Annotated in this window: 24 protein-coding genes and 1 pseudogene; 19 read left to right on the forward strand and 6 right to left on the reverse strand. The window is 38.7% G+C overall.

Features of this window, described 5'->3' with window-relative positions:
• Positions 1 to 311 precede the first annotated feature (311 nt).
• The 3 genes from AUO94_RS16675 to AUO94_RS16685 all read left to right on the forward strand — a co-directional run bounded on the left by AUO94_RS16675 (position 312) and on the right by AUO94_RS16685 (position 2,812).
• Positions 312 to 1,073 (forward strand): uracil-DNA glycosylase family protein, encoded by a 762-nt coding sequence (locus AUO94_RS16675; RefSeq protein ID WP_058385293.1) that lies wholly within the window; start codon positions 312 to 314, stop codon positions 1,071 to 1,073.
• A gap of 23 nt (positions 1,074 to 1,096) precedes the next feature.
• Entirely contained in the window at positions 1,097 to 2,080 is a 984-nt protein-coding gene (locus AUO94_RS16680; protein ID WP_058385294.1) for a macro domain-containing protein, read from the forward strand.
• Positions 2,081 to 2,161: 81 nt separating this feature from the next.
• On the forward strand, positions 2,162 to 2,812 hold the full coding sequence (locus AUO94_RS16685; protein ID WP_058385295.1) for a vWA domain-containing protein: 651 nt from the start codon (positions 2,162 to 2,164) through the stop codon (positions 2,810 to 2,812).
• Positions 2,813 to 3,048: 236 nt separating this feature from the next.
• Here the strand turns inward: AUO94_RS16685 and AUO94_RS17680 are convergent.
• A pseudogene (locus AUO94_RS17680) lies at positions 3,049 to 3,195 on the reverse strand (AIM24 family protein); the annotation flags it as partial.
• 102 nt (positions 3,196 to 3,297) lie between these two features.
• On the opposite strand from AUO94_RS17680, the gene AUO94_RS16690 reads away from it, so the two are divergent.
• A complete protein-coding gene (locus AUO94_RS16690) occupies positions 3,298 to 4,182 on the forward strand; it encodes a proline iminopeptidase-family hydrolase (RefSeq protein WP_058385296.1) in 885 nt (294 codons plus the stop codon).
• A gap of 298 nt (positions 4,183 to 4,480) precedes the next feature.
• Entirely contained in the window at positions 4,481 to 5,467 is a 987-nt protein-coding gene (locus AUO94_RS16695; RefSeq protein ID WP_058385297.1) for a TIGR03571 family LLM class oxidoreductase, read from the forward strand.
• Between the two features lie 102 nt (positions 5,468 to 5,569).
• On the opposite strand, the gene AUO94_RS16700 is transcribed toward AUO94_RS16695, so the two are convergent.
• Both AUO94_RS16700 and AUO94_RS16705 read right to left on the reverse strand, forming a co-directional pair.
• Positions 5,570 to 7,102, reverse strand: a complete 1,533-nt coding sequence (locus AUO94_RS16700; RefSeq protein WP_058385298.1) for a PH domain-containing protein — start codon at positions 7,100 to 7,102, stop codon at positions 5,570 to 5,572.
• On the reverse strand, positions 7,099 to 7,593 hold the full coding sequence (locus tag AUO94_RS16705; RefSeq protein ID WP_058385299.1) for a PH domain-containing protein: 495 nt from the start codon (positions 7,591 to 7,593) through the stop codon (positions 7,099 to 7,101). Before AUO94_RS16705 ends, AUO94_RS16700 begins: the two co-directional genes overlap by 4 nt.
• 168 nt (positions 7,594 to 7,761) lie before the next feature.
• Between AUO94_RS16705 and AUO94_RS16710 the strand changes: the two genes are divergently transcribed.
• The 5 genes from AUO94_RS16710 to AUO94_RS16725 all read left to right on the forward strand — a co-directional run bounded on the left by AUO94_RS16710 (position 7,762) and on the right by AUO94_RS16725 (position 11,177).
• A complete protein-coding gene (locus AUO94_RS16710) occupies positions 7,762 to 8,013 on the forward strand; it encodes a WGR domain-containing protein (RefSeq protein ID WP_058385300.1) in 252 nt (83 codons plus the stop codon).
• Positions 8,014 to 8,846: 833 nt separating this feature from the next.
• Positions 8,847 to 9,245, forward strand: coding sequence for a hypothetical protein (locus tag AUO94_RS16715; RefSeq protein WP_237150226.1), 399 nt, complete (start codon positions 8,847 to 8,849; stop codon positions 9,243 to 9,245).
• A 31-nt stretch (positions 9,246 to 9,276) separates the two neighbouring features.
• Positions 9,277 to 9,639 carry a hypothetical protein gene (locus tag AUO94_RS16720; RefSeq protein WP_058385302.1) on the forward strand — a complete coding sequence of 121 codons (363 nt, stop codon included), beginning with the start codon at positions 9,277 to 9,279 and terminating at the stop codon, positions 9,637 to 9,639.
• 34 nt (positions 9,640 to 9,673) lie between these two features.
• Positions 9,674 to 9,823, forward strand: coding sequence for a hypothetical protein (locus AUO94_RS17480; protein ID WP_169793186.1), 150 nt, complete (start codon positions 9,674 to 9,676; stop codon positions 9,821 to 9,823).
• 343 nt (positions 9,824 to 10,166) lie between these two features.
• Positions 10,167 to 11,177, forward strand: a complete 1,011-nt coding sequence (locus AUO94_RS16725) for a DUF1835 domain-containing protein (protein WP_058385303.1) — start codon at positions 10,167 to 10,169, stop codon at positions 11,175 to 11,177.
• A 52-nt stretch (positions 11,178 to 11,229) separates the two neighbouring features.
• Here AUO94_RS16725 and AUO94_RS16730 read toward each other — a convergent pair whose 3' ends face one another.
• Complete coding sequence (locus AUO94_RS16730) at positions 11,230 to 11,964, reverse strand: Bax inhibitor-1/YccA family protein (protein WP_058385304.1); 735 nt, start codon at positions 11,962 to 11,964, stop codon at positions 11,230 to 11,232.
• A gap of 482 nt (positions 11,965 to 12,446) precedes the next feature.
• Between AUO94_RS16730 and AUO94_RS16735 the strand changes: the two genes are divergently transcribed.
• On the forward strand, positions 12,447 to 13,430 hold the full coding sequence (locus tag AUO94_RS16735; RefSeq protein ID WP_058386894.1) for a ketoacyl-ACP synthase III: 984 nt from the start codon (positions 12,447 to 12,449) through the stop codon (positions 13,428 to 13,430).
• A 228-nt stretch (positions 13,431 to 13,658) separates the two neighbouring features.
• Here the strand turns inward: AUO94_RS16735 and AUO94_RS16740 are convergent, their stop codons facing one another.
• Positions 13,659 to 14,369 carry a FadR/GntR family transcriptional regulator gene (locus AUO94_RS16740; RefSeq protein WP_058385305.1) on the reverse strand — a complete coding sequence of 237 codons (711 nt, stop codon included), beginning with the start codon at positions 14,367 to 14,369 and terminating at the stop codon, positions 13,659 to 13,661.
• Positions 14,370 to 14,734: 365 nt separating this feature from the next.
• Here AUO94_RS16740 and AUO94_RS16745 point away from each other — a divergent pair, with 365 nt between their 5' ends.
• From AUO94_RS16745 to AUO94_RS16780, 8 genes are all read left to right on the forward strand, one after another.
• Complete coding sequence (locus AUO94_RS16745) at positions 14,735 to 16,177, forward strand: sodium:solute symporter family protein (protein ID WP_058385306.1); 1,443 nt, start codon at positions 14,735 to 14,737, stop codon at positions 16,175 to 16,177.
• Positions 16,178 to 17,272 carry an NAD/NADP-dependent octopine/nopaline dehydrogenase family protein gene (locus tag AUO94_RS16750; protein ID WP_058385307.1) on the forward strand — a complete coding sequence of 365 codons (1,095 nt, stop codon included), beginning with the start codon at positions 16,178 to 16,180 and terminating at the stop codon, positions 17,270 to 17,272.
• A 467-nt stretch (positions 17,273 to 17,739) separates the two neighbouring features.
• A complete protein-coding gene (locus AUO94_RS16755) occupies positions 17,740 to 18,063 on the forward strand; it encodes an IDEAL domain-containing protein (RefSeq protein WP_058385308.1) in 324 nt (107 codons plus the stop codon).
• Between the two features lie 171 nt (positions 18,064 to 18,234).
• On the forward strand, positions 18,235 to 18,600 hold the full coding sequence (locus AUO94_RS16760; protein WP_156423955.1) for a DUF5412 domain-containing protein: 366 nt from the start codon (positions 18,235 to 18,237) through the stop codon (positions 18,598 to 18,600).
• A 356-nt stretch (positions 18,601 to 18,956) separates the two neighbouring features.
• Entirely contained in the window at positions 18,957 to 19,985 is a 1,029-nt protein-coding gene (locus AUO94_RS16765; protein ID WP_058385310.1) for an ABC transporter substrate-binding protein, read from the forward strand.
• Positions 19,986 to 20,021: 36 nt separating this feature from the next.
• Entirely contained in the window at positions 20,022 to 21,764 is a 1,743-nt protein-coding gene (locus AUO94_RS16770; protein WP_058385311.1) for an ABC transporter permease, read from the forward strand.
• Positions 21,761 to 22,831, forward strand: coding sequence for an ABC transporter ATP-binding protein (locus AUO94_RS16775; RefSeq protein WP_058385312.1), 1,071 nt, complete (start codon positions 21,761 to 21,763; stop codon positions 22,829 to 22,831). Before AUO94_RS16770 ends, AUO94_RS16775 begins: the two co-directional genes overlap by 4 nt.
• A gap of 151 nt (positions 22,832 to 22,982) precedes the next feature.
• A complete protein-coding gene (locus AUO94_RS16780; protein WP_058385313.1) occupies positions 22,983 to 23,786 on the forward strand; it encodes a metallophosphoesterase in 804 nt (267 codons plus the stop codon).
• Between the two features lie 111 nt (positions 23,787 to 23,897).
• Here AUO94_RS16780 and AUO94_RS16785 read toward each other — a convergent pair whose 3' ends face one another.
• Positions 23,898 to 24,872, reverse strand: coding sequence for a proline dehydrogenase family protein (locus tag AUO94_RS16785; protein WP_058385314.1), 975 nt, complete (start codon positions 24,870 to 24,872; stop codon positions 23,898 to 23,900).
• Positions 24,873 to 25,091 lie beyond the last annotated feature (219 nt).

Here is a 25,091-nt window from a genome sequence, read left to right on the forward strand (position 1 = left end):
ATAGGGCCTCCTTTCTGTTTTTGCTAGCCCGTGAAGTTTGTCATCAAGCGATTAACTCAATACTTTGACACTAGGGTCTTCATTATAAGAATACCCTAGTGTCATTGACTTCACACAGTATTAAAAAAAGTTAGTAGAAATTTTATCTATATGTTAAAAAATCATTTTTATACTAAAATGATTAGTAAAAAAGAGGAAAGGTAAAATCTGAAAGAGTGTTGAACAACTTCTGAAAAGTTAAGATATTAAAGTACAGTTTTCCAACTAGTGGTAAGTTACAAGTATGTTCAGTAAAAAGGAGAGCAATATCCATGTCAATCACCAACTATGCTAAGTTTCAGCAATACAAAAAAAGGATTCAATCGCTTCCACCATCATATACAAAAGAAGAACTAATTACTGAAGAATTTTTACTGGCAAGAGACGACAAGAAAAAGTTAGCGATTTATTATGCGCCTTTTGAGTATGTGAATAAAGATGCGAAAATAGTGATTGTGGGCATCACACCTGGATTTCATCAAATGAAAAAATCGTTTTCAACGGTGATAGATGCAGCAGGGGCAGAACACAATGATGAAGAAATTCTTCGGAAAGTAAAAAACAACTCTAGTTTTGAAGGACCTATGCGAAATAATTTAGTAAAGATGCTAGATGAGTTGGAGTTGAATGAGCATTTGGGTTTGTGTTCTAGTTCAGAATTATTCGAGGAAGCTAGCCACTTGGTACATACAACATCCGTAATTGCTTATCCGGTATTCTATAATGGCAAAAATTACAGCGGCTCAACTCCGAATTTAGTGAAAAACAAGCTGTTGAAAAAATACATGACAGAGAATTTTGCGGAAGAATTAACGGATTTAAGTGAATCTTTGATTATCCCTTTAGGTGTAAACGTTTCGAATGCCTTGAATTATTTAGTAGAGCAACGAGTGATTTCAAGCGAGCAAATTCTCTCAGGTTTTCCGCACCCTTCAGGAGGCAATGGACACCGCCATAAGCAGTTTGCAGACAACAAAGACGCGATGAAAGACAAACTAAAAGTTTATTTTGCGAAAGAGGAATTCGCCAACTAACTTAACGGAAAGGAGATGTCCGCATGCCACTAGAAATCGTCCGAAACGACATTACGAAGATGACGACGGATGCTATTGTCAATGCTGCTAACAGCCATTTAAAAAGGGGAGGCGGTGTGTGCGGTGCTGTATTTAATGCGGCAGGAGCTCAAGCATTACAAAAGGTATGCGACCAGATCGGTTATTGCGCTGTGGGAAGAGCGGTGCATACAGATGCTTTTGCGCTGAATGCCAAATACATTATCCATACGGTTGGACCTGTCTGGCAAGGGGGTAGCCACAACGAAGAAGAAAGGCTACGAGATTGTTATAAAAATTCACTTGAACTTGCTTACGAGCTTGGCTGTGAGTCGATTTCTTTTCCGCTCATTTCCACTGGAATATTTGGCTATCCAAAAGAACCGGCTTTGCAGATTGCTATTTCCGCAATTGACCTATTTTTGAAGGCGCATGAAATGCATGTGTCTGTTGTGGTGTTCGACAAACAATCTTTTGGAATCAGTAAAAAACTTTATCGATCCATTTCGGCTTTTATTGATGATAATGAGGCAAGTGTGCTAGAGGAGAAGAGTACTCGCTATCGTAAGAAAAGTAGTTTAGAACCTGCCTCTAGTCCAGAAGCAGAAGTTAACGTAGCATCCCATTTACAGGCTATTTTTAAAGGTATGAATGAATCTTTTTCACAACGACTACTCCGCTTTATTGACGAGAAAGAAATGACAGATACTGAAACCTATAAAAAAGCGAATATTGATCGCAAGCTGTTTTCCAAGATTCGGAACAATACAGACTACACCCCTTTAAAAAAGACCATTATCGCTTTTGCGATAGCTCTTGAACTGGATCTAGCTGAAACAGAGGATTTACTTGAAAAAGCAGGATATCGATTATCGCGTAGCCATAAATTCGATTTGATTATTCTTTATTTTATTGAACGTAAAAATTACGATATTCATGAAATCAACGAAGCGTTGTTCGCGTTTGACCAAATGCTTCTCGGTGCGTGAGATGTCGCTTTAAAAGCGACCCATTTGATTGTTGAAAATCATATTCTTAAGTTGTAAAGAAAACTTGAGGAGGAATAGATGATGAAAAACGAAACGACAGAATTGGTGTTTATTCTCGACAAAAGTGGATCAATGGCTGGGCTAGAGCAGGATACCATTGGTGGCTTTAACGCATTGATCGAAAAGCAGCGAAAGCTTTCGGGCGACATCCATGTTACAACCGTATTGTTCAATCAAGGCTACGAACTCTTGCATGACAGAATTTCGCTAAAAAGTGTTTCTCCACTAGCTGAAAAAGACTACCAGGTAGGAGGAATGACGGCGCTACTGGATGCAATCGGTTCGACAATACAGAAAATAAGCAATGTGCAAAAAAGCACAGTGCAAGAACAGCGAGCAGGTAAAGTAATGGTTGTGATTACGACAGATGGCTTAGAAAACTCCAGCTGTGAATACACGTATAAAAAAATCCATGAAATGATTGCGATGCAGAAAAAACAAGCACACTGGGAATTCATCTTTCTTGGCGCGAATATCGACGCAGTCGCGACAGCGCGTCAATTTGGAGTAAATGAGGAATTCGCGGTCAACTACCATGCAGACGCTAAAGGAACTCAGTTAAACTATGACGTATTGAGTGAGGCTGTCACTTCTTTTCGAACTGGAAAAAAGATCGATCGCAGTTGGAAAAAAGATATTGAAAAAGACTTTACTACTCGCGCGAAGAAATAAAGTTCCTTCGTTTCCTTTCATGAGGAAACGAAGGTTTTTTACTTGCTGAGTTAAAAGCTAAAAGGTACTTTTACTCTCTGCTACTCACTTCTTCCTGAAGATAATCTGCAAAATCAAGACAAGTAATTTTATCTGTGATTATTTCTGAATTTCTACACTCATAAATTTCACGAATACACTTACTCAAATCAATAGCAAAATTATTTTTGCTGTACTTGGTAAACTTTCTCAAAAGGCTATGCGAAGACAAAGCCATTGCTTGGAAACTTCATTTGTACCGATTCACCGCTGCCTCTGCCGAACAAGCTCTTAAGCTAACTGACTGTGACGACATCCGGTTCTAAATTACCCGACCATGCCACCGTTGCGTTTGGGTTGTAGAATGGTTCTGTAAAACGAGGCTTCTTGCGAGCGATAAAAAAGGAGTTTTTTATCTTAAAGAGAATTAAGAGGAGGAATGGCTAATGAGAAGGAGGGATCGCTTAATGGAAAACGTTATAGAAGGTTTTATCTCTGTTACAGGAGGGCGAATTTGGTATCAAGTCAGCGGTGATGGTCCCGGTATCCCGCTTTTGGTTTTGCACGGCGGTCCAGGTGGCAAAAGCAGCGACAACAGTCCACTTTGTCGATTAGGAGACGAACGACGAGTGATTCACTACGACCAACTAGGCTGCGGAAAATCAGATCGACCAACAGACACGAAACTTTGGACAGTCGAGCGTTATGTAGAAGAGCTAGGGCAAGTAATTAAAGCATTGAAACTTGAAGAAGTTCATATTCTGGGACACTCCTGGGGAACGATGCTAGCTGCTTCTTATTTGTTCGAAAAGCCAGACGGTATCCGCAGTGTTATTTTTTCTGGTCCCGCTTTAGATGCACAGAGATGGGAACGCGACCAGCGCAATTACTTGAAACAATTTCCGCAAGAGATTCGGGATACAATCAAACAAAGTGAACTAAAAGGTACGACAGACTCTGCAGCATACAATAAAGCAATGCTGGTCTTTTATAAGCGTCATGTATGCCGTGTTGATCCATGGCCAGAAGAAATGCTAGAAGACATGGTCAAGATGAACCAACAAATTTATAACTTCATGTGGGGTGCTTCCGAATTTACCGTTACCGGCACATTAAAGAACTTTGATGCAACTGGACGCTTGCATCAAATTGAAATCCCTACTCTTTTTTCATGTGGTCGCTATGATGAGGCTACGCCAGAAGCAACAGAGCGTTATGCAAAGCTCGTTCCAGGTGCAGAATTCCATATTTTCGAAAACAGTTCTCATATGCCAGCAATCGAAGAACCGCAGGCATATGTAGCAGTGATTCGTGAATGGCTAAGTCGGAATGATTTGCGATCACAGGTATAAAAGAAGTTATATAGAGAAAGTGGAGTAAGTTGCTAAAAAAATTAGTACTATAAAAAGCTTCTTTTAACATTGAAAAGTGAACGGGTCAAGAGAAAATCCAGCATCCTGTGAGCAAACGACAAAAAAATGTACATTCAAAAATAATCATGTTATTCTAATGTGGATAGATATTATCTACATTGGGAGACATTCGTTTTTCATAAAAAAGATGATGTACATGCACGAAAAAACAGCAATAACTGGCCTACTATTGGCCAGTTTACATAACTAGGAAATGTACCAGACAGGTGGAATACAAATGAAAGATTTTCAATCTCATAACGGCTTTGCACGAACGTTCAAAGAAAATAAATTAACGCTTGGAATTTCGTTTCCTCTAGAATCGGCTAGAGACAATCCATTTGCAATGGACATAGCCTCACAAATGACACTAGCGAAACAAGCAGAAGAAGCTGGATTTGCTTCTTTGTTTGTAAGGGATTCTCCACTTTTTGATCCGAACTTTGGAGATAAAGGTGTTATCCATGACCCATTTCAGTTACTTGCTTACACAAGTGCGTACACAAAAGAGATTGCTCTTGGCATTGCCAGCGTCATCACAACGTTACGGCATCCGCTTCACTTAGCAAAGGCCGCTGCTTCTTTAGATGATTTATCTGATCAAAGACTCTTATTAGGTGCTGCAACGGGAGACCGTCCGATAGAGTTTCCGGCATTTAAAGTAGAACGACAAGAACGTGATGAGTTGTTTAGAGAATCTATTTGGGTCATGAGAAAAATATGGGAAGAATCGTTTCCCCAAATACATTCAAAGAGAGTGGAATTAGTCGAAGGGGACGTTATTCCTAAACCTCATTTAATGGGTATCCCAATCCTCGGAACAGGCTATTCTGGACAAACAATCGAGTGGTTAGCGGAACATACGGATGGCTGGATGTTTTATGCACAAGAGGCAAATCGTCAGAAAGAGCTAATCAAAATTTGGAGAAACGCAACAGATCGATTTAAACCGTTTTCTCAACCATTGGTGATCAATTTATCAGAAAATCCAAAGGCTTCACCTAGACCTATTCCGATCAAAGTTGGCTTTACATCAGGTCACCAGTTTTTGGTCGACTATCTTCATGCCCTGCAAAGGATGGGAGTTAATCATGTCATTCTGAGTTTAACTAATGGCAATCGACCTATAACTGAAGTCATACAAGAATTAGGTGAGTATGTTGTCCCACATTTTCCTGCACATACAAACTACATGCGTGAAATAGCGGTAGATAAAACTAGGTAAAATTACAGACTAAACGGTGCATTTACTCATTTTTTGAAGCCAATGTTCTAAGAAGCGGTTTGAACGAAAAAGACTCTTTGCCGAAATACCGGCAAAGAGTCTTTAATGTGTTGAATCCAGTTCGACTTCTTTCGTTCGATCACGGTACCAGCGGTGAAATATGTCAACGAATGAATCTGGTACATCTTCAAGATAAGACGTATGAACGGGTCTCGCGCGCGTGACTGTTTGAAGTGAAGAAAGTCCAAATGCACGTTGAATCCGGTTTTGCGTAATTTCAACTTCCACAATTTTTTCTCGCTTCGTGATAAATAGAGTAGAAGTAAAGCCGCCATTTTTCAATTGAATCAATTCTTCATTTAAACAATAACGTGTGTGGAGGAAATTCAGAGTACGCGACACAACAACTACTATTAGTAAGACAATAGAAACGATCCACCACATATTTTGAATTTTCAAGAAGTTGGATTGGAAGTAAAACAACAATGCAGTCGCAATTAGCCATATCCAGCTTGGCTTTAGCAAACGAATCCAAAGTGCACGTTTCGGCAGTCGTTGCATGTCTTCTTGAATACGGTAGCCGGGTAACAATTCAGCAACGATTGCATATGCTTTTCGCTTTGGCAGAAAAGGATAGAGCGAGCTAATATTTAACTCTTCTGAACCCAAAGACAGGCTGCCGGCACTAATCAGTTTAACTTCTGCCAGTCCAAGAATACGTTTTGTAAAAGATTGTGTAATTTCAATGGCTTGAACGCGCTCTTTTGCGATTGAAAAAGAGGCTTGCGACAACAGACCTTTTTTGATGTACACACGCTCACTATCAGAAGAAATCTCATAGTTCCCATATTTAATAAATGAGTGGACAATCCCGAATACGAAAGAAGCCAGAATAATTAGGGTAGTTACGATAGCAATCATCCAAGTCGATGCTAGCAAACTTGTGCCCACTCCGCTTAATCTTTCTTCAAAGCCGCTGAATTCAGAAACATTGTAGTATAGGGAAGCGAGCAGTGGCACAAGTAGCAAAAAGCTAAAGGACGTCATAGACGCTTTAAATAAATCCTTACGTGTCGGTTCGAAATGGATGACACGCTCTTTCAGTTTTTTCTGCCCGGGCTCGATTTGTTCAGCAGCAGGAGGCTCTTCCGTATCGTCGGAAATTGTCTCGTGTTCCGTCGCAACAGATTTGTTGCGTTGTTGGACTGCAGATTCTAGCCGCAATGCTTCCTTTCTTGTGACAACTTCGAATTTTACAGAAGAATCCTCACCAGCAATACCCGTTTCGAAACTAATCGATGTCAGCCCCAATAAACGGTGAGCAAATGATATGTGACGGTTAATGTTCTGTACTTTTGAAAAAGGAATCGACTGGTCAGTTTTACTGAACACACCTCTTCGCAAATAGAATCGTTGGTCATCGATTGCATAAGTAGTTGTGAACCAATTTAAAACAGCGAATACAACGGATCCAAGAAAAAATAGCAAAAATGCATAACGACCGTAAACCAAAAGCATGGAGCTATTGTCTGCTTGAAAAACGAATAAGACTAAAATGAAAAAAATTGAGCTTCGAATCAGTTTTCCGATTTTAAAAAGAAGAGAAGCTGGATGATGGCGACGATTAGCAATCATTGTTCCACTTCCTTAATTTTGGCGAAATGAGCAACGCGTTCACGAAGCTCGGTTGCTACGGCTTTTGGCAATGCCGGGATGGCATGACTTGATCCCATTGTTTCCACTGAAAGAGAAGCGAGTTTAAATTTCCGCATCAACGGTCCTTGTGTAAGAGACACTGCTTGAATCTTTGTCATTGGGACCAATTGTTGTGTTTGGTTCCAAATGCCAAACTGCAGATACAAAAACTCCGCATCTAAATCATAGCGCCAAGACTTAAAAGTGAGAGGTGGACTGATAATGGACCATACGAATCCGATTACCCAAAAGATGGCTAAGGCAATCAAGACCCAAAAGATCCAGTTGTACCAGTTAAAGCGCCAATCCAAGTAAAACAAGACAGCAAGAACGATAAAGGCGATAAGGTTGGAAATAAGTTCTTCCAGACGCCAGTAGCTGACGGCATTGGGGGAAAGAGAATGTCGTGGAGCGTCGTATTGATTATTCATTTAGGGAACACCGCCATTTTCACAAGATACTACTTTATACGTTCCGTCTTTCAGAAGGTTTCATATATTGAGTATAAGCTGAAACATGAGTGGTCAAGTATTGTATAAAGCAAAGCTAGCAAATAAATTGAGAACAAGACTACAAAAAAAGAAAGTAGCGAGATTTAAATGAAGAAATCACTAGTTTGCATCACCGCTTATTCCAATAAGTTTTGGGAAATAAACGTTCAAGGAACTATTTTTATCGTGCTATATGGAAAAATAGGGAGCAAAGGCTCAGTGAATACAAAAGAATTCGTTTCTGAAGAGCTCTGTATGAAACGAGCGAACAAATTGATCGAGTCGAAGTTTAAAAAAGGATATTGGGAAATTAGAAAAGACAACGGACGGCGTCAGACAAGTATTAGTCGAAATTACTAAACACTATTTTCGTATGTTAGGGCAAGACAAGCTATTATCTTTAACGAGCGATACACTGAATTAGTTAATTAATATCCAGCATGCTGAATAATTTTGCGCTCATTTATAGTTAGGATGCAGAAAAGAACGAGAAAATATTTGAAAGAAATTTTGCAGTTACCTTATTTTAGTAAAATATTATGAAATTAAGAAATCGATGCTTTTTCAACAAGAGGCAACAAAAAGACCGTGATGTGACAGAGTTAAAATAGAGGAGCGGCTGCAGAAATTTATGCAACTGCTCTTTTTGTGTTACGAACAGCTGTGACTCAATTTAGAAAGAAAATTTATTTCAATACGATTTGATGGCTCATAAACGCAGTTTTTACTGGGAATACTAACAGTAAACAGTAGTTGGATTCTCTTTTTTAAACAATTGTTTTTATTGATTTAATCTGATTTCTTTAGTTGGATAACGTGAAAAAAATTTCAGTTGATACTATTCAAATAGAGTTCTATTAACAAAAAAAGTATATGAGAAAAACGTTTCTATAATCTGAATTAAAAGAATATTTGATAACACTTTACATATTTTGTGGTGTAATATAGTCTTATCGTATTGGATATAAACAATTTAACAGATTTTTTAATTTTCTGTTGATCGAAAAGTTGTGCTCTTGGCATGAAAAAACAGTTAGCTTACAGAGCTATCTGGAAAAATATTTATCTGAATTTTAAAATAAAAATTGTGTGTTAGTCAGATAATAATGGGGTGGAAAATGTCATCGCCAGGCACGAAAAAAAGATTTGATGAATAGCACTTACACAAGAGTGTAAAAGGGGTGGTTAGCGTGATGAAAACAGATTCACTGTCTTTAGCGGCTGAGAAAGTCGGCGAGATTTTAGGCGCAGAAATGGAATTACATGAAGGGTTTTGGCAAGTAATAAAAAAGCGGACAATCAAAGCGCATACGAGTTTCGATATGTGTGTCAGCTGGTCACTGGAGCTATCCGTATCATTTAAACCATCTACACATAATCAATTGGCGATTAATAAAGCTGAAGTCTTTCTTCTTCCTGAAGAACTGGCATCTTTTACAGGTGCACCTATACAGCATCCGATTCACTTTCCCAGTAGTTTTTCGCAACGGCTGTCAACAGAGCGCGGAATGCACTGCATTCGACTAGCGTCAAAAGAGCCACCTGAAGATTTTGCTAAACGTCTAACTGAAGCGCTTTGTGTACTTAGCTAACAGTAATTATGCTTTAAAGGGGAGAAGTGGAGTGGAGCAGACAGAGCAATTGCCTCAAAAATCAGTTGACTATTATTTTCTGAGATCTAAAGATGTTCATATTGAAAATGGAACTGCTTTTATTACTTTCTTTGCTAGGTTGACACGAGAAGTATCTTTTCAAAGAAATGGAGAGCAACAAACGCGAGTTCAAACCATATGGGTAGATATTAACGAGGTAAAGTTAAAACATGCACCTATAAAAGCAAGAGCTTTACCAAATTGCATGCAGCGGTACGAGCTGTCGCAAAATGTCTTTTACAACCTGTATCAAGTAGCCAAGAAGAGTCCAAAATATCTGTTTTATGTAATTCCTTTTCACCAAAAATCCACACGTGAGAAATTCAGTAGTTAACGTTGTGCGACCATACTAAAGGAGGATGAATTAGATGACTGTAATGAAAAATGGAGAAAAAAGAGTGAATCACCTAACGAAAACGTATTTGGAAATGTATAAGGAATATCTTTTTGGGTACAAACAATATAAAACAGAAAAAGCGACTTTGAATAAGGAACTAGAGAAGCTTAAAGAAGCTTAAGTGTAAATGCAGTTGAGTGTATAGAAAAGTGGAATTGTCCCAATAGCCTCAAAAAGTAAACCAAGAAAAAGAAACTCTTTTTCCCGGTTTACTTTTTAAATCCCGCGCAAAAGCCCGAATTCAGTAGGGATTTATTTGAGGTCTCGAAGGTTCGAACTCTAACACGATTTATTAGTTTTGATAAGTTTGAACATGGTTTTCACTTCAAATCTGCGTTATCCATTCATCCTCCAGTGTTGCTTCGGCGTTTTCTTTTATCTTGAAAAATTTGCTATACTAGACAGGAATTAGATTAGTTGAACTAGCACATATAGCCAAATGATAAAAAAAAGGGAGTGATTGGATGGAAAAGCTACGTGAATCAATAGAAAAACTGAGTGGTAGTGATGCGAAAAGTTTGTTGTTAAATGTAATGTACCGTTTAGAACTCATGAAAAAAGAAGATTTACAAGACGAAATGATAAAGGAGTTGTTGTCCTTATCTAATGACTTATCTGATAGCCTGCAAAAAGAAGTCCACTACGAAATGGATGAGACTGCTGTACATATTATCAGCGGCGAGTCTCCAGCAGGTTCTTTGCGAATAGGACTCAGCCATGAAAATCGAATCATTGGTTTTCCCGATTTTTTTGCTGAAGGACCTGTTTGGAAAATTCATACAGAACAAGGGCGCATCTTACGTTATGAGTGGTTACGAGATCACATTAATTATGAAATGGATTACATAGAAGAAGAATACATAAGTCGGTTCTCGAAAACACTTGCAACAATCGAAGAAATCCCTGCTAACATACCAATTGTACTGTGGACGGCAAATAATGCAGATGAACAAACAGGCCTTCGTTATTTTCTCTATCTTCTGCGAGAAAAGAAAAACGATATCTATATCATTAATACCCCAGAAGCTTTTGAAACTCTTTATGGAAAAGGAAAAACTCAATTTAGAGTGAGACATTCGGGCGAAGTAGCGTCCTATCAATTTAAGGAAATCTATCAAACGAATTTAGGGAATCCTTTGACAAATAAAGAGAAAGAAATATTACGAAACGAATGGCTCCTATTGTCAGAAGAAGAAAACGTGCTGCGAATTTGGGAAGGCGGTAGCTTTCAAGTCATAGAGGAAAATTATTTCGATTCGATGATCATCGATGCGGTTCGAAGATTGCAAAGGGAACAGGAAACGGCTGATTTTATTTTGGCAGCGAGAGTAATTGGTGAAATTCTTTTCCAATCTGAACACCTTGTTAGTCATAGCTATTTGGAGTATCGCATCAGATATTTAGTTTACAACGGGACGTTTAAAATAAGAGGAATACCTAAGAGTATGCGGCATTACCGCGTGCAGGTAAGCTGAGTCCGAGTGACTTTTTTCTGCAAATTAAAAAAACGTCCCGTAGGACGTTTTTTTACCTGCTGCGAATTTTCGACAACAATCGAAGAATTTCGAGATACAGCCAAACCAATGTGACGAGCAAACCAAAAGCTCCATACCATTCAAAGTATTTCGGTACTTGTTTGTTGGCTGCACTTTCGATAAAGTCAAAATCCAATACTAAGTTCAGTGCAGCAACGATAACGATAACCACACTAATGCCAATGCCTATAGGCGAAGATTCATGCAGGAACGGAATTTCAAAGCCGAAAAAGCTGCCAATAAATGAAATCACATAAACCAAGAAGATGGCACCAGTAGCTGCTGCAACGCCGAGTCTAAAGTTCTGTGTCACTTTGATGAGACCAGACTTGTAAACAAGCAATAGACTTAGTAATACGCCTATCGTAATCAAAACGGCTTGAAAGACAATCCCGCCATACTGAACTTCGTACTGTGCAGAGATTGCACCGAGGAATAAGCCTTCCAATAGCGCGTAAATAGGCGCTGTGAAAGGAGAGGCTTTGGGCACGAAGATCGTGATTAACCCTGCAATAAGTCCACCAATCGCACCTATGAGAATCAAAGGCAGTACGCTATCTGGACTGTTAACAAACTGATTCCAAGAATAGACGAACGTCACCAGCAATAGCAAGAGTAAGATAAATGTTTTGTTGACAGTACCTTGGATCGTCATTTTCTGACCAGTGGCAGTACCTTTAAAATTTTCGAACGTGTCGGTCTTTAAACTTGGATTTCCACTTCTCAATTCGATCACCTCATACATTATTTTAAGCAGACTTAAGTATATCTTTTTATTGATGAAAAATACATGATGAACAAACCCGTCGAGAAATGTATAGGTCTCTAATTGCTACATCTTGCATTTTATCATAGGAGAAACCTGCGGAATGGTCACATGTAAAAGCATAGAAAAAGCTGTAGAGCCTAATATGGCCTACAGCTTTTATTTGTTTGGGTGAGCAATATAGCTGACATCTCGAAATCGGCTAAAGTAAATAGCTGACAGATCAACTAACAAGAACAATGATCCTCAGTAGTTTCGTCTCGCAATCAACTCTTTATATTTTTTCCAATAGTAGAATTTGTGGAAATGGAATTTTCGGTATTCTTGTGTAATCTAAGTTCTTGTAAATCATATTTTTAAGGAGTGATAAATTGTTATTTTAGTACCTAATACTAATAGTTGGTGGTAGAATAAGACGAGGATATCAAGAGGGAGTGATGAAAATGAATGTTTCAAAAGCTAGAATTACAGCTATCGGTTCATATGTACCTGATAAGAAGCTGACAAATCACGATTTAGAAGAAATGATAGAAACCAATGATGAATGGATTGTCCAACGGACTGGGATAAAAGAGCGTCGTATTGCGTTAGATACTGAATTTACCAGCGATATTAGTGTTAAAGCTGTGGAAAACTTAATCGAACGTTATGAAAAATCGCTAGATGATGTTGATATGGTCATTGTCTGTACGATGACACCGGATTTTAAAACACCAAGTGTCTCTGCACTAGTGCAAGCTAAGTTAGGTATAAAAAATACGGGAGCCATTGACTTGAATGCAGCATGTTCCGGATTTGCCTATGGTCTTCACATTGCCAACGGTTTGATTACTTCGGGGTTGAACAAAAAGATATTGGTGATCGGAGCAGAAACCTTCTCTAAAATTCTAGATTATAGCGATCGTTCCACGTGTATCTTATTTGGAGATGGTGGTGGTGCTGTTTTGGTTGAGTTTGATGAAGAAAATCCAAGCTTTATTGATGTGCACATGGGAACTAACGGAGAGCTTGCACACAATCTTTACTGCACGGATCTTTCCAATCAAATGTTTGGGAATGAGTTGGCAGTCAATGGCTTTGTAAATCAAAATGGACGCGAAGTTTATAAGTGGGCAGTCAACACGGTGCCAAAAGGCATTAAAGCATTGCTGGAAAAAGCACAATTTGAAACGACCGATGTGGATTGGTTCGTGCCGCATAGCGCAAATCTTCGAATTATCGAGTCGATTTGCAGTAGGACCGGTCTGCCGCTTGAGCAAACAATTTACAGCCTTGAATATTACGGCAACACTTCTGCAGCTTCGATTCCATTGTCGCTAGACAAAGGCGTAAAAGAAGGCAAAATCAAAACTAATGACAAAATGTTGCTTTACGGTTTTGGTGGAGGCTTAACGCATGCGGGTATGTTGATTAATTGGACGATTTAATGGTTTGAAAATAGAATAATAAATTCGCTCTGTACGGATGCTTTAGGTTCGTGGAATGTAGATTGTGTAGCTATCGCTATCTAACATCGCAGAGTCTATTGGCAAAGAGCATCGCTTTAGTTTCATTTCAATAGATAAAATTAATTCAGGACGTTATTACTAACTAAAAAACAGCTACCCAATTTTCAAAAATTGGGTAGCTGTTTTTTAGTTAAATGAGATTTTTCTTTATCTATTAGGCTCAACTTCGAATTCTGGGTTAATAAGTTTGATTCTCTTAGATAAATGTTGTGTCATCAGCGTTTCTGCTAACTCTGCTTCATGAGCAATTATCGCTTCTGCAATTGTAATGTGTGAATGAATGTTCTCTTCTTTTGTTTTTAGATTACTATACTTGTTAAATTCGGAGTAAAGAGAAGTCTTTAATTGGTTGAGCAAGCTGCAGATCAAGTCGAAGCACCAAGGGTTATTGCTATATTTTGCGATTTTCATATGAAGATCAAAATCGTCTTGATAAACTTCCTCGAGATTATGACGGTTTTGCATATCATTGACTAATTCTTTTAATTCAATGATTTCATCATCGGTTATCCGTAAAGCGGCATAATACGCAGCTTTAGGTTCAAGGATTAACCTGAATTCAAGAGCTACTTCTACAGAAGAATTACTTTTTAACGAATTTAAGAAGCTCATGTTATGAATATTTTCACGAGCTTGCATTGAAACAAACGTTCCAACGCCTGGCTTTGAATCCAATATTCCAAACGTCTCTAAAATTTTTAATGCTTCTCGTAATATGTTGCGACTGACACTAAAAGATTCTGCTAACTGTAGTTCACCCGGGATTTTAAGCCCTAAATCCCATTGTTCTTTTTCTATCATTGATACGATTTCATCTATTATTTGATCACTTAAATTAATTTTCTTCATTTTTTTCATAATAAACTCCCCTTAATTTGACTATAGTTTAATTAGTTTAGAAATTTATTAGCCGATTAATTTTAAAAAACCTTTGCTTAGTAGTCTATAATACCATAGTTCTATCGCATAACGTACGCCGCATAGGAGGCGTTATTTCAGTGGTGTCTTTGAAGATAGTTAGAAAAATGCTTGAAAAAAAGAAGTTAAAATGTTCTGAAAATAACATTGACAACAAGTTCAGTTGTAGTACAATTGAACACAAGTTAGAAATATATGAAAGGATGATAGCGGTTACACTTATTTTGCATAAATTTTAAACTGAAACTAACTAGCTGGCGTTTCTACCTAATTATTCAAACTTAAAGTGAAAGAGGAGGAAAACTATGAACATTACATTGGCAATCATTCTTACCAGTGTCGCTATTATCATTGCGACACTGGTACCTACCTATCTCATTAGCAGAAAGAAAAAGGCTACTGCAGATGACTGGGCAATAGCAAATAGAGAATTACCCATCTATGTCGTTGTCGGAACTCAATTTGCAAGTGTAATTGGAGGTGGCGTACTCGTAGGGCATTTAGCAAATGCTTATACGAATGGAATCGGAATTGTGATTTACGGCATACTTATGGTGACACCTTTTCTTCTTCTTGCTTTTTTAGCGAAATGGATGAGGAAAAATCAGTTTTCTACCATTCCAGATATTTTTAAGAAGTTGTCAAATAACAATAAGTTTATTATTATCCTTGCTTCTATAATGACCATGCTCTTTCCGTTTGGATGGATTACGTCACAAATAACAGCTTTTGGAAGTATTTATGCAGAGTTAACCGGAATAAATTATACAGCCCTTTGCATTGTTTTTGCGTTAGTAAGTTTATTGTTTATCATGCCTGCAGGGCTTAAAACAGTAGCTTGGACCGACTTTATATTTGCTTGCTTCATGGTAGTCATGTTAATCATTACCGCAGTTTATGGTACTAAATTAGCTGGCGGATTCACAGGGATTGCATCTAATGTAGAGCCTAACTTAATATCTCTTTCAGATTCTTTCCAAAAAATCGGTCTTGCTACTATCCTTTTGTGGTTGTTTGCGATTTTGCCAGGTGGGTTGACCAACCAATTGTACTATCAGCGAATTTGTGCAATTAAAGATGAAAAACAAGTAAACAAAAGTTTGATTTTATCCGCAATCGTCTCGTTTGTCGGATTTTTATGGGCGGTATACATGGGCGTAACTATTCAATCAATCAACCCGGCAATAGAAGCTAGTGCAGCTACAGGATGGTTTATGAGTCAGTTACCGCTGGTCTTATTGGCAGGTTTTGCAGGATTAATATTTGCGACGATGATGTCTACTGTAAGTAGTGCCGTACAATCAATTGTAGTGAACATTTCACGTGACATTGTGAATGTGGTAAAGCCAGGCATGAATGAAAAGCAAATCCTCAACTTGTCACGAATATTTTCGGTGATTACTGTTGCTGTAGCTTTAGTGATGTGTTTGATTTTTACAGATACATTAACATGGCTCGTGGCTACTGCCGGATTTTCTGCTGCTACTTTACTATGTCCAATATTTGTTGGTTTTATCCTCAAAGAGAAAAACTTCCTTACGAATTTTGGGATTGGTCTCAGCATGATCATGGGTATTGTGGGTGCGTCCATTGGCTTAATGCTCGATACCATATTCAACTACGCAATCATTGGAATTCTCTTTTCTTTAGCGGGCTTACTAGTGGGAAGTGCCGTTACCAGGAAAAACTATAACTATCAAAGACGGAATATTGAGACAGAAGAACGTATATTAAAGGAGGAATATTAAATGAATAACAAGATTGCGATTATAGGTGCTGGAAACGGTGGACAAGCTTTTGCAGGGTATTTGGCATTACAAGGTGCTTCGGTAAAAATATACGATGTTTTCCAATCTACAATTGATAAATTAAACGAACTTGGTGGAGTTCAAATTGAAGGAAATTCAAAATATACAGGGTTTGGGAAAATAATTAAAGCCAGTACAAACCTGCAGGAAGTAATGGAGGGCGCAGACATAATTTTAATTGTACTGCCCTCTACTTATCATAAAGATATGGCTATTAAAATGGGGCCGTATTTAGAAGATAATCAGATAGTTATTTTAAATCCACACGCTTCTTTAGGACCTATAGAATTTAAAAAGACACTTGATGACTGTGGATGCTCTGCTGATGTAGTTATTGGATGTACATCTTCCTTGCTTTTTGCTTGTCGTGCTATAGAAGTTGGCCACGTAGTTGTTGCAGGACAAAAGCAGTATTTAACAATGGCAGCGTATCCTTCTTCTAAAAACAAGTTGTTAGAGGATGCGTTTGCAAAACTAATTCCTGAATATCATATTGTTGATGATGTCATTCGAATAAGCTTAGATAATATCAATGCTTTTGTACATCCTACTCCAACGATTTTAAATACAGGTAGAATTGAAGGGCAAGTACCTTTTGAATACTATCTTGATTGCACGCCTGCTCAAGGTCGTTACATTGATGCTCTCGATCAAGAAAGAATGGCATTGGCTGCGGCCTTTGATTTACATACCGTAATGCCTTTGACAGAGTTATACAAAAAGATGTACAGAACACATGGAGAAAATATGTATGAAATTTTAACTAATAATGAAGATTTGAAAGGAATAATGGGACAAACCACTTTAGAAACTAGGTACTTAACGGAGGATATTCCGTATTCACTAGTTGCGCTTCAATCGCTCGGAAAAATTGCTAATGTTCCTACACCTTGTATAGATGCAATGATTACGGTTGGCCGAGTGCTAGTTCCTGGTATGGAATCTGGTCGAACACTTGAAAATCTTGGGTTAGAAGGGGTTACGAAAGAAGAATTTTCTGAAATTTGTAGAATGACTGTTGTAGAATTAGTGTGAAACATGACAGAAGATTAGTTGGAAAGATAAATTTTTCAGAACTAAATAGCAATAAGAAAGTTCAAACTACAATAGTTTGGACTTTTTCATTGTTATTATTTAGTAGATTGAGACCCCCTTTTAAGTAGAGAACGAGTTAACTTATTCTGTACATTCAGTTAATGAGAATTTCTTATTTATTATCCGTCTTTCAGTTATCTCGAAATCGAGGCAAATAAATTGTATTCACAGATAAGGACCCGTAGAATTAGGGGTAGTAACAAGTTCACCTGGCTTTTAGAAAGTGAGTGTATACATTTCTAGCTCAAAGTATGGATGACGTCATTTCTAATGCCCCCAAAAAATTGTGGAAATTTTGTGTATGACGTTTGCTTTGGTTTGTTTAGGGAAAAAATGACCATAAGGCAATGTCCAAATTTTCATTGATAGGTATTGAACGATAAAAAATGTAAAGAAGGTGCATAGATATGGGTACGAATAAAACGATTCTGAAAATAAGTGATTGGGTAAAAGGAAAATCCCGCCACGACGAACTGATTATCGGCTTTATCGATTCTATGGATGTCCTTAAAGAAGCGGTAAATGTGACAGTGGTGGAAAGTGACAACGAAGAAATGATTGGCATGACGATCCCGATGTCTGTACATCAAGTAGAAAGCATTCCACAGTCAGTTAATAAAGATGCTGCGCAACTAGACTTCTTAATCGATTTAGCACTAGCGACGGACGATAAAGAATGGTTCCAAGAATTGTCTGCTCAGTTAAATGCTAAAAAAGAAGCGGTTAACTAAAATTCCCATACATTTGAATGTAAATTTTAACAGTTTAAAACATCAATAGCACTTTAATTCACAAAGCTTTTAGTAGCTAAAAATTGTGGGTTAAGGTGCTATTTTTTAGCATTTTTTTGGAAAATTGAACTTATTCTATTTTTGAACGTTATTAATCAAGAGGTGTTGAATATGAAAAAAGGTTTAGTTATTGGAGTAGCAAGTTCAATAGTCATTGCAGCGCTCTTTGGATATGTAGTTTACTGGGCTTTTTTTGATATGCAGCGTTTGCCTGAAGGTGAATTTTTGACGGAATCTGTATCACCAAATGGCGCGTATACTATACGTGCCTATGTGACAAACGGTGGAGCAACTGTGGCCTATGCTATTAGAGGAGAGTTGGTTTTCAACGAAGAGAATAAAAAAGATGAAAATATCTACTGGAATTACAGAGAGGATTCTGCAACGATACAATGGGTTGATGAAGATACGGTAGATATTAACGGACACTTATTGCGTGTTCCAAAAGAAAAGTATGATTTCAGAAATGAGCAATAAACTAGATAATTAGAATTGTTTCTAGGATAGTGTTTAGAACGGTTGAGTTACTCGGGGCTTAGCTAAAATAGTACTGTGTACTTTTCCTTCAGTAAATCTGCATACTTATTTCTTTAGTAGGAATAGTGCGTCTAATTATATTTGACCTCATACACTGTGCAATCTATAGTTACTATATAAGGTAATAACTAGCAGAATCTAGCTCTACCTATAGACTGTCTTTTGCGTTCCTTCGGCTTATACAAAGCGATTCTTAACACTAGTTTAACAATTACTCTAAGAAAATGTTCTATACTACTAAACAGGTAGTACATAAAAATAGGTAAGTCGAATAAAAAAACTGAGGGGGAAACAGAATGAAGAAATTTTTTTACGGTTCGGCGACAGTGTGTTTAGTAACCGTTCTTGCAGCTTGTGGCAGCGAAGAGAGTGGAACAGATTCAAAAGCAGGAATAGCAGGCGAAGGCGTCTCGGGTACTTTGGATTTTTATACATCCCAGCCGGATGCGGATGCGCAAGGTTTAGTTGATGCTTTTAAAGCGCAAAATCCCGATGTCAATGTTAGTATTTTTCGTTCCGGAACAGAGGAAGTTGTGTCAAAAATCCAAGCAGAAAATCAAGGTGGTAATATTCAAGCAGACGTACTGTTAGTCGCAGATTCGGTAACTTTTGAGAGCTTTAAAGCAGACGATCTATTACTGAACTATAAGTCACCAGAAACAGAATCCCTCGATCAATCATTTGTTGATCCGGATGGTACGTATGCAGGAACTAAAATCATGGCTACAGGTTTGATTGTAAATACCAATGATGTGACAGAGCTTCCTACGAGCTGGACTGACTTGACTGACGAGCCGACGAGCGGACAAGCTGTTATGCCAAGTCCACTTTATTCTGGAGCAGCTGCTTATAATTTAGGTGTCATGACGCGTCAAGATAGTCTTGGCTGGGAGTTTTATGAAGCACTTCAAGATAATGATATCACCATCACACAAGGCAATGGCGCAGTGCTAGAAAGTGTCGCGACTGGTGAGAAGAAGTATGGCATGATTGTTGACTTTTTAGCCGCGCGCGCTAAAAATGACGGATCTCCAGTAGAATTAGTTTATCCAGAAGAAGGCGTTCCGGTTATTACCGAACCGGTTGGCATACTAGCCAATACTGAAAATGAAGAAGCCTCGAAAGCATTTGTTGATTTTATTCTTTCAGAAGAAGGTCAGAAATTAGCTTCACAGCAAGGCTACACACCAATTCGTGAAGGCATAGATGCACCTGAAGGTTTAAAAACACTAGATGAAATGACTATTTTGGACGCTGAAGCGGTGGAACTACTGGAAACACGGAGTGATGACAAAACGAAATTCGGAAAGATTTTCGGACAATAAAAACCAACCTGAATTTTGGTGTGAGGAGTTACGAATATGACAGCAAAACAGCCAATAGATGGGGAGAGAAAAAAGAGGGACTCCTCTTTTTCTCTCTTTTTTCAACGTAATAACTTGTATAAAATAATCGGTTTGATCGTTATTTTCATCTTCTTCTTATTACCAGTACTACGACTTATTTGGCTAAGCTTTGTCAATGATGGTTCGGTAACGATGCAATATTACACCGAAGTTCTTAGAGAGCCTGCCACTTGGAAAACGGTGAAAAATACGTTAATTGTCGTTGGAGGTTCAACGATTTTGGCTTTGGTGCTCGGTATTTTGTTTTCTTGGCTTGTTGCTTATGTGCAGTTGAGCGGAAAAAGAGCGATGCAGCTATTTATCTTCTTGCCGTTCGTTATTCCTTCCTATATAACAACACTCGCATGGACACAGTTTTTTAGCGCATCCGGTCCAGTAACAGCGATGTTATCGTGGTTGCCGGGAGAACTCGCGGCACCAAACTTATACAGTATGAGTGGTATTATTTTATTGCTTGGAATATCGCATTACCCGCTCGTGTATTTGTTCACAGTCAATGTCTTTCGAAAAATCCCACGTGAATTAGAAGAAGCAGCGGCGACAAGTGGATTATCGAAACAGCGGACATTTTGGAAAGTCGTGTTGCCACTCGCACTGCCAGGTATTGCTAGTGGTGGCCTAATCGCGTTCTTATCAAATTTGGACAATTTCGGAATTCCAGCATTTCTTGGAACACCTGCAAATATTCGTGTCTTGAGTACGTATATTTATGAGCAGGTCGTAGGATTCGGTCCTTCTGCTTTTTCGCGTGCAGCCGTTTTATCGGTCATTCTGGGGCTTATTGCACTGCTCGGAACAGTTTTACAATGGTTCTTGTTGCGCCGTAGCCGTGTCAACGAGACAAACAGAAGTGACTCGACGCCGCGTATCTATTTAACAGCGGGTAAACAAAAGCTAGTAGAAGCTTTATTGTGGATTTTCCTTCTCGTAACGAGCTTAATGCCCCTGATTACCATGGGTGCATTATCGCTTATTTCGGCTTATGGAGTACCGTTCAAATTGGAAAACTTATCGCTGCGAAATTACGAATACGTTTTTATGACAGATGTGAAACCCATGTCAGCTTTGTCGAATAGCTTGCAACTGGCCTTGTTTACGATGATTGTTTGTTTAGTGCTTGGAACGGCTATGGCTTATCTGCGCTTTAAGTATCCAGACTGGAGTACAAAAACAGCGGAGCTGTTTATGACGATTCCATATGCACTACCGGGTACTGTTTTTGCGCTATGCATGATTTTCATGTGGCTAGAGCCAGTGCCTGGATGGAATCCAAATATATACGGCACAGTTTGGATTCTATTTATCGCTTATGTCACACGTTTTCTCGTATTACAAGTTCGAGGAAGCTATACGGCTTTTTTACAAATTGATCCTTCGATGGAAGAAGCGGCACGAACCTCAGGAGCTGCTGGATGGGTAAAGTGGCGCCGGATTTTATTGCCATTATTATTTCCAGGAATTCTTAGCGGAGCGCTACTGGTGTTTTTGATGGCACTCACAGAATTAACCGTTTCAAGTTTGTTGTGGTCGTCTGGCTCTGAAACGGTCGGGGTTGTGATTTTTGGCTACGAGCAAGCTGGTTACTCTACCTACTCGACGGCGTTTTCAACGGTGCTCGTACTGGGCATCCTACTTGGAGGCGCATTGTTTATGCTGCTTGGTAAGCTGTGGGACAGAAAGGTGCTGAAAAATAAATGATAAAAGTAAATCATGTATCAAAAAAATACGGTTCATTTACAGCTTTGCATGCGATTGACTTAGAAATTGGCGACGGAGAATTTATTGCCGTGCTTGGCCCATCTGGATGCGGAAAAACAACTTTGTTAAAACTATTGGCAGGTTTTATGGGGCCAACGGATGGCACCATTTCGATGGACGATACGGTTCTGGCATCGACAAAACACGTCTTGCCACCTGAAAAACGCAATATTGGTATGGTATTTCAGTCCTTCGCGCTATGGCCACATATGACGGTTGCTGAGCATGTTAAATTCCCACTTAGCTATCACCCCAATAAGGTCAAGGAAGGCCGTAAAGAGTTGCAGGCACGAATCGATAAAGTGCTGAAGTTGGTCGGTTTAGACGCTTTAGCTGAACGTTACCCGTCAGAACTATCAGGTGGTCAGAAACAGCGTGTGGCGCTCGCACGTGCCATTGCACCGTTACCGAACTTACTGTTGATGGATGAACCATTGAGCGCATTAGATGTTGAGTTGCGCATGGAGATGCGCAAAGAAATTCAAAAACTTCACAGAGAAACGAAAGCTTCTATTGTCTTTGTTACGCATGACCAAGGAGAGGCACTTGCTATCGCTGATAAAATCGTCGTGATGAACCAAGGGCGCATAGAACAGATTGCGCCACCGGAAGTTCTTTATACACGTCCAGAGACTGAATTTGTCGCGACCTTTGTAGGTAAATGCAATCTTGTAAAAGGGCAATGGCGCGGTGATCAATTTGTACCAACGATTGATTCGGACAATGTCTGGCACGACCTAGGCGTTGCGGACAGCTTTAAAACCAGTGGAATTTACCCTGTACGTCCAGAACAGTTTCAGTTGATGGCAGCTGACAGTAAGGGGATGCAGGGAGTTGTGTCTTTTGTTCAGTATCAAGGACATGAAATCCAGTACACAGTAGAAGTTGGAGAAGCAACCTGGACCATCCACGAATCAGTAGTTGCGACACGTTTTGAGACTGGCGATGTGGTTGGTATTTCCTTGAAAAATGCACCAAAGCAGACCGGAACAATTGTCTCCAATTAACAAATAGGTTTCTAGAACAGTTGTGCATCATTGCGCGATTGTTCTTTTTTTGTAAGGATATTCAGCAAATCATTATAAAAAACTGAAATATCAGTTATAATGAATTCAGGTAGGAAAACTTTAGCAGCTACATGCATAGGGGGGATGAGCGGTGAAAATCGCTGTCTTATCGGATATACACGAAGGGTTAAATCGAAAAAAATCAGAAACTGATATATTTGGCCTGTTGCGCGACAGTTTGATCCATCATGCACCAGATGTGTTTATTCTCAGCGGAGATATGGCAGCAAATCCTGAAAAAAGTTTGAACTTGCTTAACCAGCTAAAGCAACAATTACCGGACATTCAACTTTTATTTGTTCATGGAAATCACGATGTGTATCATGAAGATTCAACCGTTGCGTACGATAAATTACTAGAATTTAAAGGCAATCTAGGCAATGGTCCAGTCCAGTTGACCCGTGACTGGGTCGTCATTGGAGATGGAGGATGGTACGATTATACGTTAGGCGTCGAAGGGTACAGTCATGAGGAGTTTGCGGAAGGTCGTTTAAATCATTTCACATGGCCAGATATGTTGTATGCGCACTGGCCAGAAAACGATGTGGCGGTTACGGAACATTATGTAAAAAAATTAGAGCATTGGTTAAAAGAACATCAAGGTAAAAACATTATTCTAGTTACGCATTTTGTGCCGTTTGCTCATTTTATTCGAGTTAAAAACGAGCCGTACTGGGATTTTTTCAATGCCATGATGGGGAGTTCTCGCTTTGGCGAACTGGCGGAAAAATACGGTGTCAAAAAAATGATTTTTGGGCATATTCATATTCGTTATCATGAGAAATACAGAGGGATCGAATGCATTTGCAATCCGCTTGGGCACTATCCAGAAGAATGGGTCAGTAGCACAGCACAAGAAGAAATTAAGACAGCGATTAAAATTATTGAAATTTAAAGCGCATTGATTAGTTTGCTTGCATTTTAACGATGCGAAAGTTAACGGGGTTGAATACCGTTACAAAAAACCAGCAGGTCCTTGAAAGGACCTGCTGGTTTTGTCATTTGCTTATGATCTTTTACTTGTTAAACGACCTAGTAAGAATGCGCCTGCTAAAACACCAATTGCAGTGTTGGTCTTTTTAGTGAATACTTGCTTAACGACCAAGTTCAAGTTTTGTGGACGTTCTGCCAGTCTGCGCATGAAATAGCCGTACCAATCAGTACCGAATGGGATATACGTACAGAAATTATAGCCTTGTGCAGCAAGCTCTACCTGCATGTCTTTGCGGAAGCCATACAACATCTGGAATTCGAATTTCTCTCTTGAAATATTGTGATCAATAACAAATTGTTTTACATGATTGATCACTTCATGATCATGTGTCGCGATCGAAGTAAATTTACCATTTAACAAATGATACTCAATCAATTCGATGAAGTTTGCGTCAATTTCTTCTTTGCTTTGGAATGCGACTTCTTCAGGTTCTTTATAAGCACCTTTGACGATGCGTAAACGGTAGTTGCTATAATCTTTAATATCATCTTCTGCTCTAAAGAAATAAGATTGAATGACTGTGCCGATATTATCGTAGTTTTTCGACAGTTCTTCTAATAAATCAAAAGAAGGTTGAAGACGTGCATAGTTTTCCATATCAAAGTTGATAAAGATATTGTGTTCAGAAGCCTTATCAACAATTTCTTTAATGTTTTCTAAGCAGAAATCATAGTCTATATCCAGCCCAAGCTGTGAAGGTTTTAACGAGATATGAGCATCTACTTGATGTTTGTGAATAGCATCCACAACACCAAGAATTTGATTTTTTGCGGCTAAAGCTTCTGCTTTATCGTGAACAAATTCTCCAAGGTTATCAATCGTACAGCTGATGCCTTGTGCGTTCAGTTCTTTAATGCTCCCAATAGCTTCCTCAATATTGGTTCCAGCTACAACGCTATGAGCGCCGAGCTTAAAGCCATAGTTTTGAGCTGCTTTATTTAAAAGTTGGTTTTCTGAAAGATGCATGAAGAAGTTTTTAACGATCATTTTTTATTGCCCCAATCTTCTCTGTATTTTGTAACGGAACAAATCGTTGAAGGTCTATAAAGAAACTCTTCAACTTAATAGAATAAACCCTTACCGCAAAATTATTTTGCATTAATAATTATCCCTATCTATAATAATGCAAAAAAATAATGCATTTTGCAATCTTTATTTTTCAAATGCTAATAATTTTCGTATTTTGAACGAATAAAGTGTTGTAAA

The organism is Planococcus kocurii (assembly GCF_001465835.2).
Taxonomy (GTDB): Bacteria; Bacillota; Bacilli; order Bacillales_A; family Planococcaceae; genus Planococcus; species Planococcus kocurii.

What these genes read in the sequence shown, in the direction of transcription:
- AUO94_RS16755 (WP_058385308.1), top strand. Translation starts at nt 17,740, where the DNA reads ATGGGTACGAATAAAACGATTCTGAAAATAAGTGATTGGGTAAAAGGA.
- AUO94_RS16750 (WP_058385307.1), top strand. Translation starts at nt 16,178, where the DNA reads ATGAATAACAAGATTGCGATTATAGGTGCTGGAAACGGTGGACAAGCT.
- AUO94_RS16740 (WP_058385305.1), bottom strand. Translation starts at nt 14,369, where the DNA reads ATGAAAAAAATGAAGAAAATTAATTTAAGTGATCAAATAATAGATGAA.
- AUO94_RS16770 (WP_058385311.1), top strand. Translation starts at nt 20,022, where the DNA reads ATGACAGCAAAACAGCCAATAGATGGGGAGAGAAAAAAGAGGGACTCC.
- AUO94_RS16710 (WP_058385300.1), top strand. Translation starts at nt 7,762, where the DNA reads ATGAAGAAATCACTAGTTTGCATCACCGCTTATTCCAATAAGTTTTGG.
- AUO94_RS16745 (WP_058385306.1), top strand. Translation starts at nt 14,735, where the DNA reads ATGAACATTACATTGGCAATCATTCTTACCAGTGTCGCTATTATCATT.
- AUO94_RS16685 (WP_058385295.1), top strand. Translation starts at nt 2,162, where the DNA reads ATGAAAAACGAAACGACAGAATTGGTGTTTATTCTCGACAAAAGTGGA.
- AUO94_RS16765 (WP_058385310.1), top strand. Translation starts at nt 18,957, where the DNA reads ATGAAGAAATTTTTTTACGGTTCGGCGACAGTGTGTTTAGTAACCGTT.
- AUO94_RS16700 (WP_058385298.1), bottom strand. Translation starts at nt 7,102, where the DNA reads ATGATTGCTAATCGTCGCCATCATCCAGCTTCTCTTCTTTTTAAAATC.
- AUO94_RS16725 (WP_058385303.1), top strand. Translation starts at nt 10,167, where the DNA reads ATGGAAAAGCTACGTGAATCAATAGAAAAACTGAGTGGTAGTGATGCG.
- AUO94_RS16760 (WP_156423955.1), top strand. Translation starts at nt 18,235, where the DNA reads ATGAAAAAAGGTTTAGTTATTGGAGTAGCAAGTTCAATAGTCATTGCA.
- AUO94_RS16695 (WP_058385297.1), top strand. Translation starts at nt 4,481, where the DNA reads ATGAAAGATTTTCAATCTCATAACGGCTTTGCACGAACGTTCAAAGAA.
- AUO94_RS16680 (WP_058385294.1), top strand. Translation starts at nt 1,097, where the DNA reads ATGCCACTAGAAATCGTCCGAAACGACATTACGAAGATGACGACGGAT.
- AUO94_RS16785 (WP_058385314.1), bottom strand. Translation starts at nt 24,872, where the DNA reads ATGATCGTTAAAAACTTCTTCATGCATCTTTCAGAAAACCAACTTTTA.
- AUO94_RS16690 (WP_058385296.1), top strand. Translation starts at nt 3,298, where the DNA reads ATGGAAAACGTTATAGAAGGTTTTATCTCTGTTACAGGAGGGCGAATT.
- AUO94_RS16705 (WP_058385299.1), bottom strand. Translation starts at nt 7,593, where the DNA reads ATGAATAATCAATACGACGCTCCACGACATTCTCTTTCCCCCAATGCC.
- AUO94_RS16715 (WP_237150226.1), top strand. Translation starts at nt 8,847, where the DNA reads ATGAAAACAGATTCACTGTCTTTAGCGGCTGAGAAAGTCGGCGAGATT.
- AUO94_RS16735 (WP_058386894.1), top strand. Translation starts at nt 12,447, where the DNA reads ATGAATGTTTCAAAAGCTAGAATTACAGCTATCGGTTCATATGTACCT.
- AUO94_RS17480 (WP_169793186.1), top strand. Translation starts at nt 9,674, where the DNA reads ATGACTGTAATGAAAAATGGAGAAAAAAGAGTGAATCACCTAACGAAA.
- AUO94_RS16775 (WP_058385312.1), top strand. Translation starts at nt 21,761, where the DNA reads ATGATAAAAGTAAATCATGTATCAAAAAAATACGGTTCATTTACAGCT.
- AUO94_RS16675 (WP_058385293.1), top strand. Translation starts at nt 312, where the DNA reads ATGTCAATCACCAACTATGCTAAGTTTCAGCAATACAAAAAAAGGATT.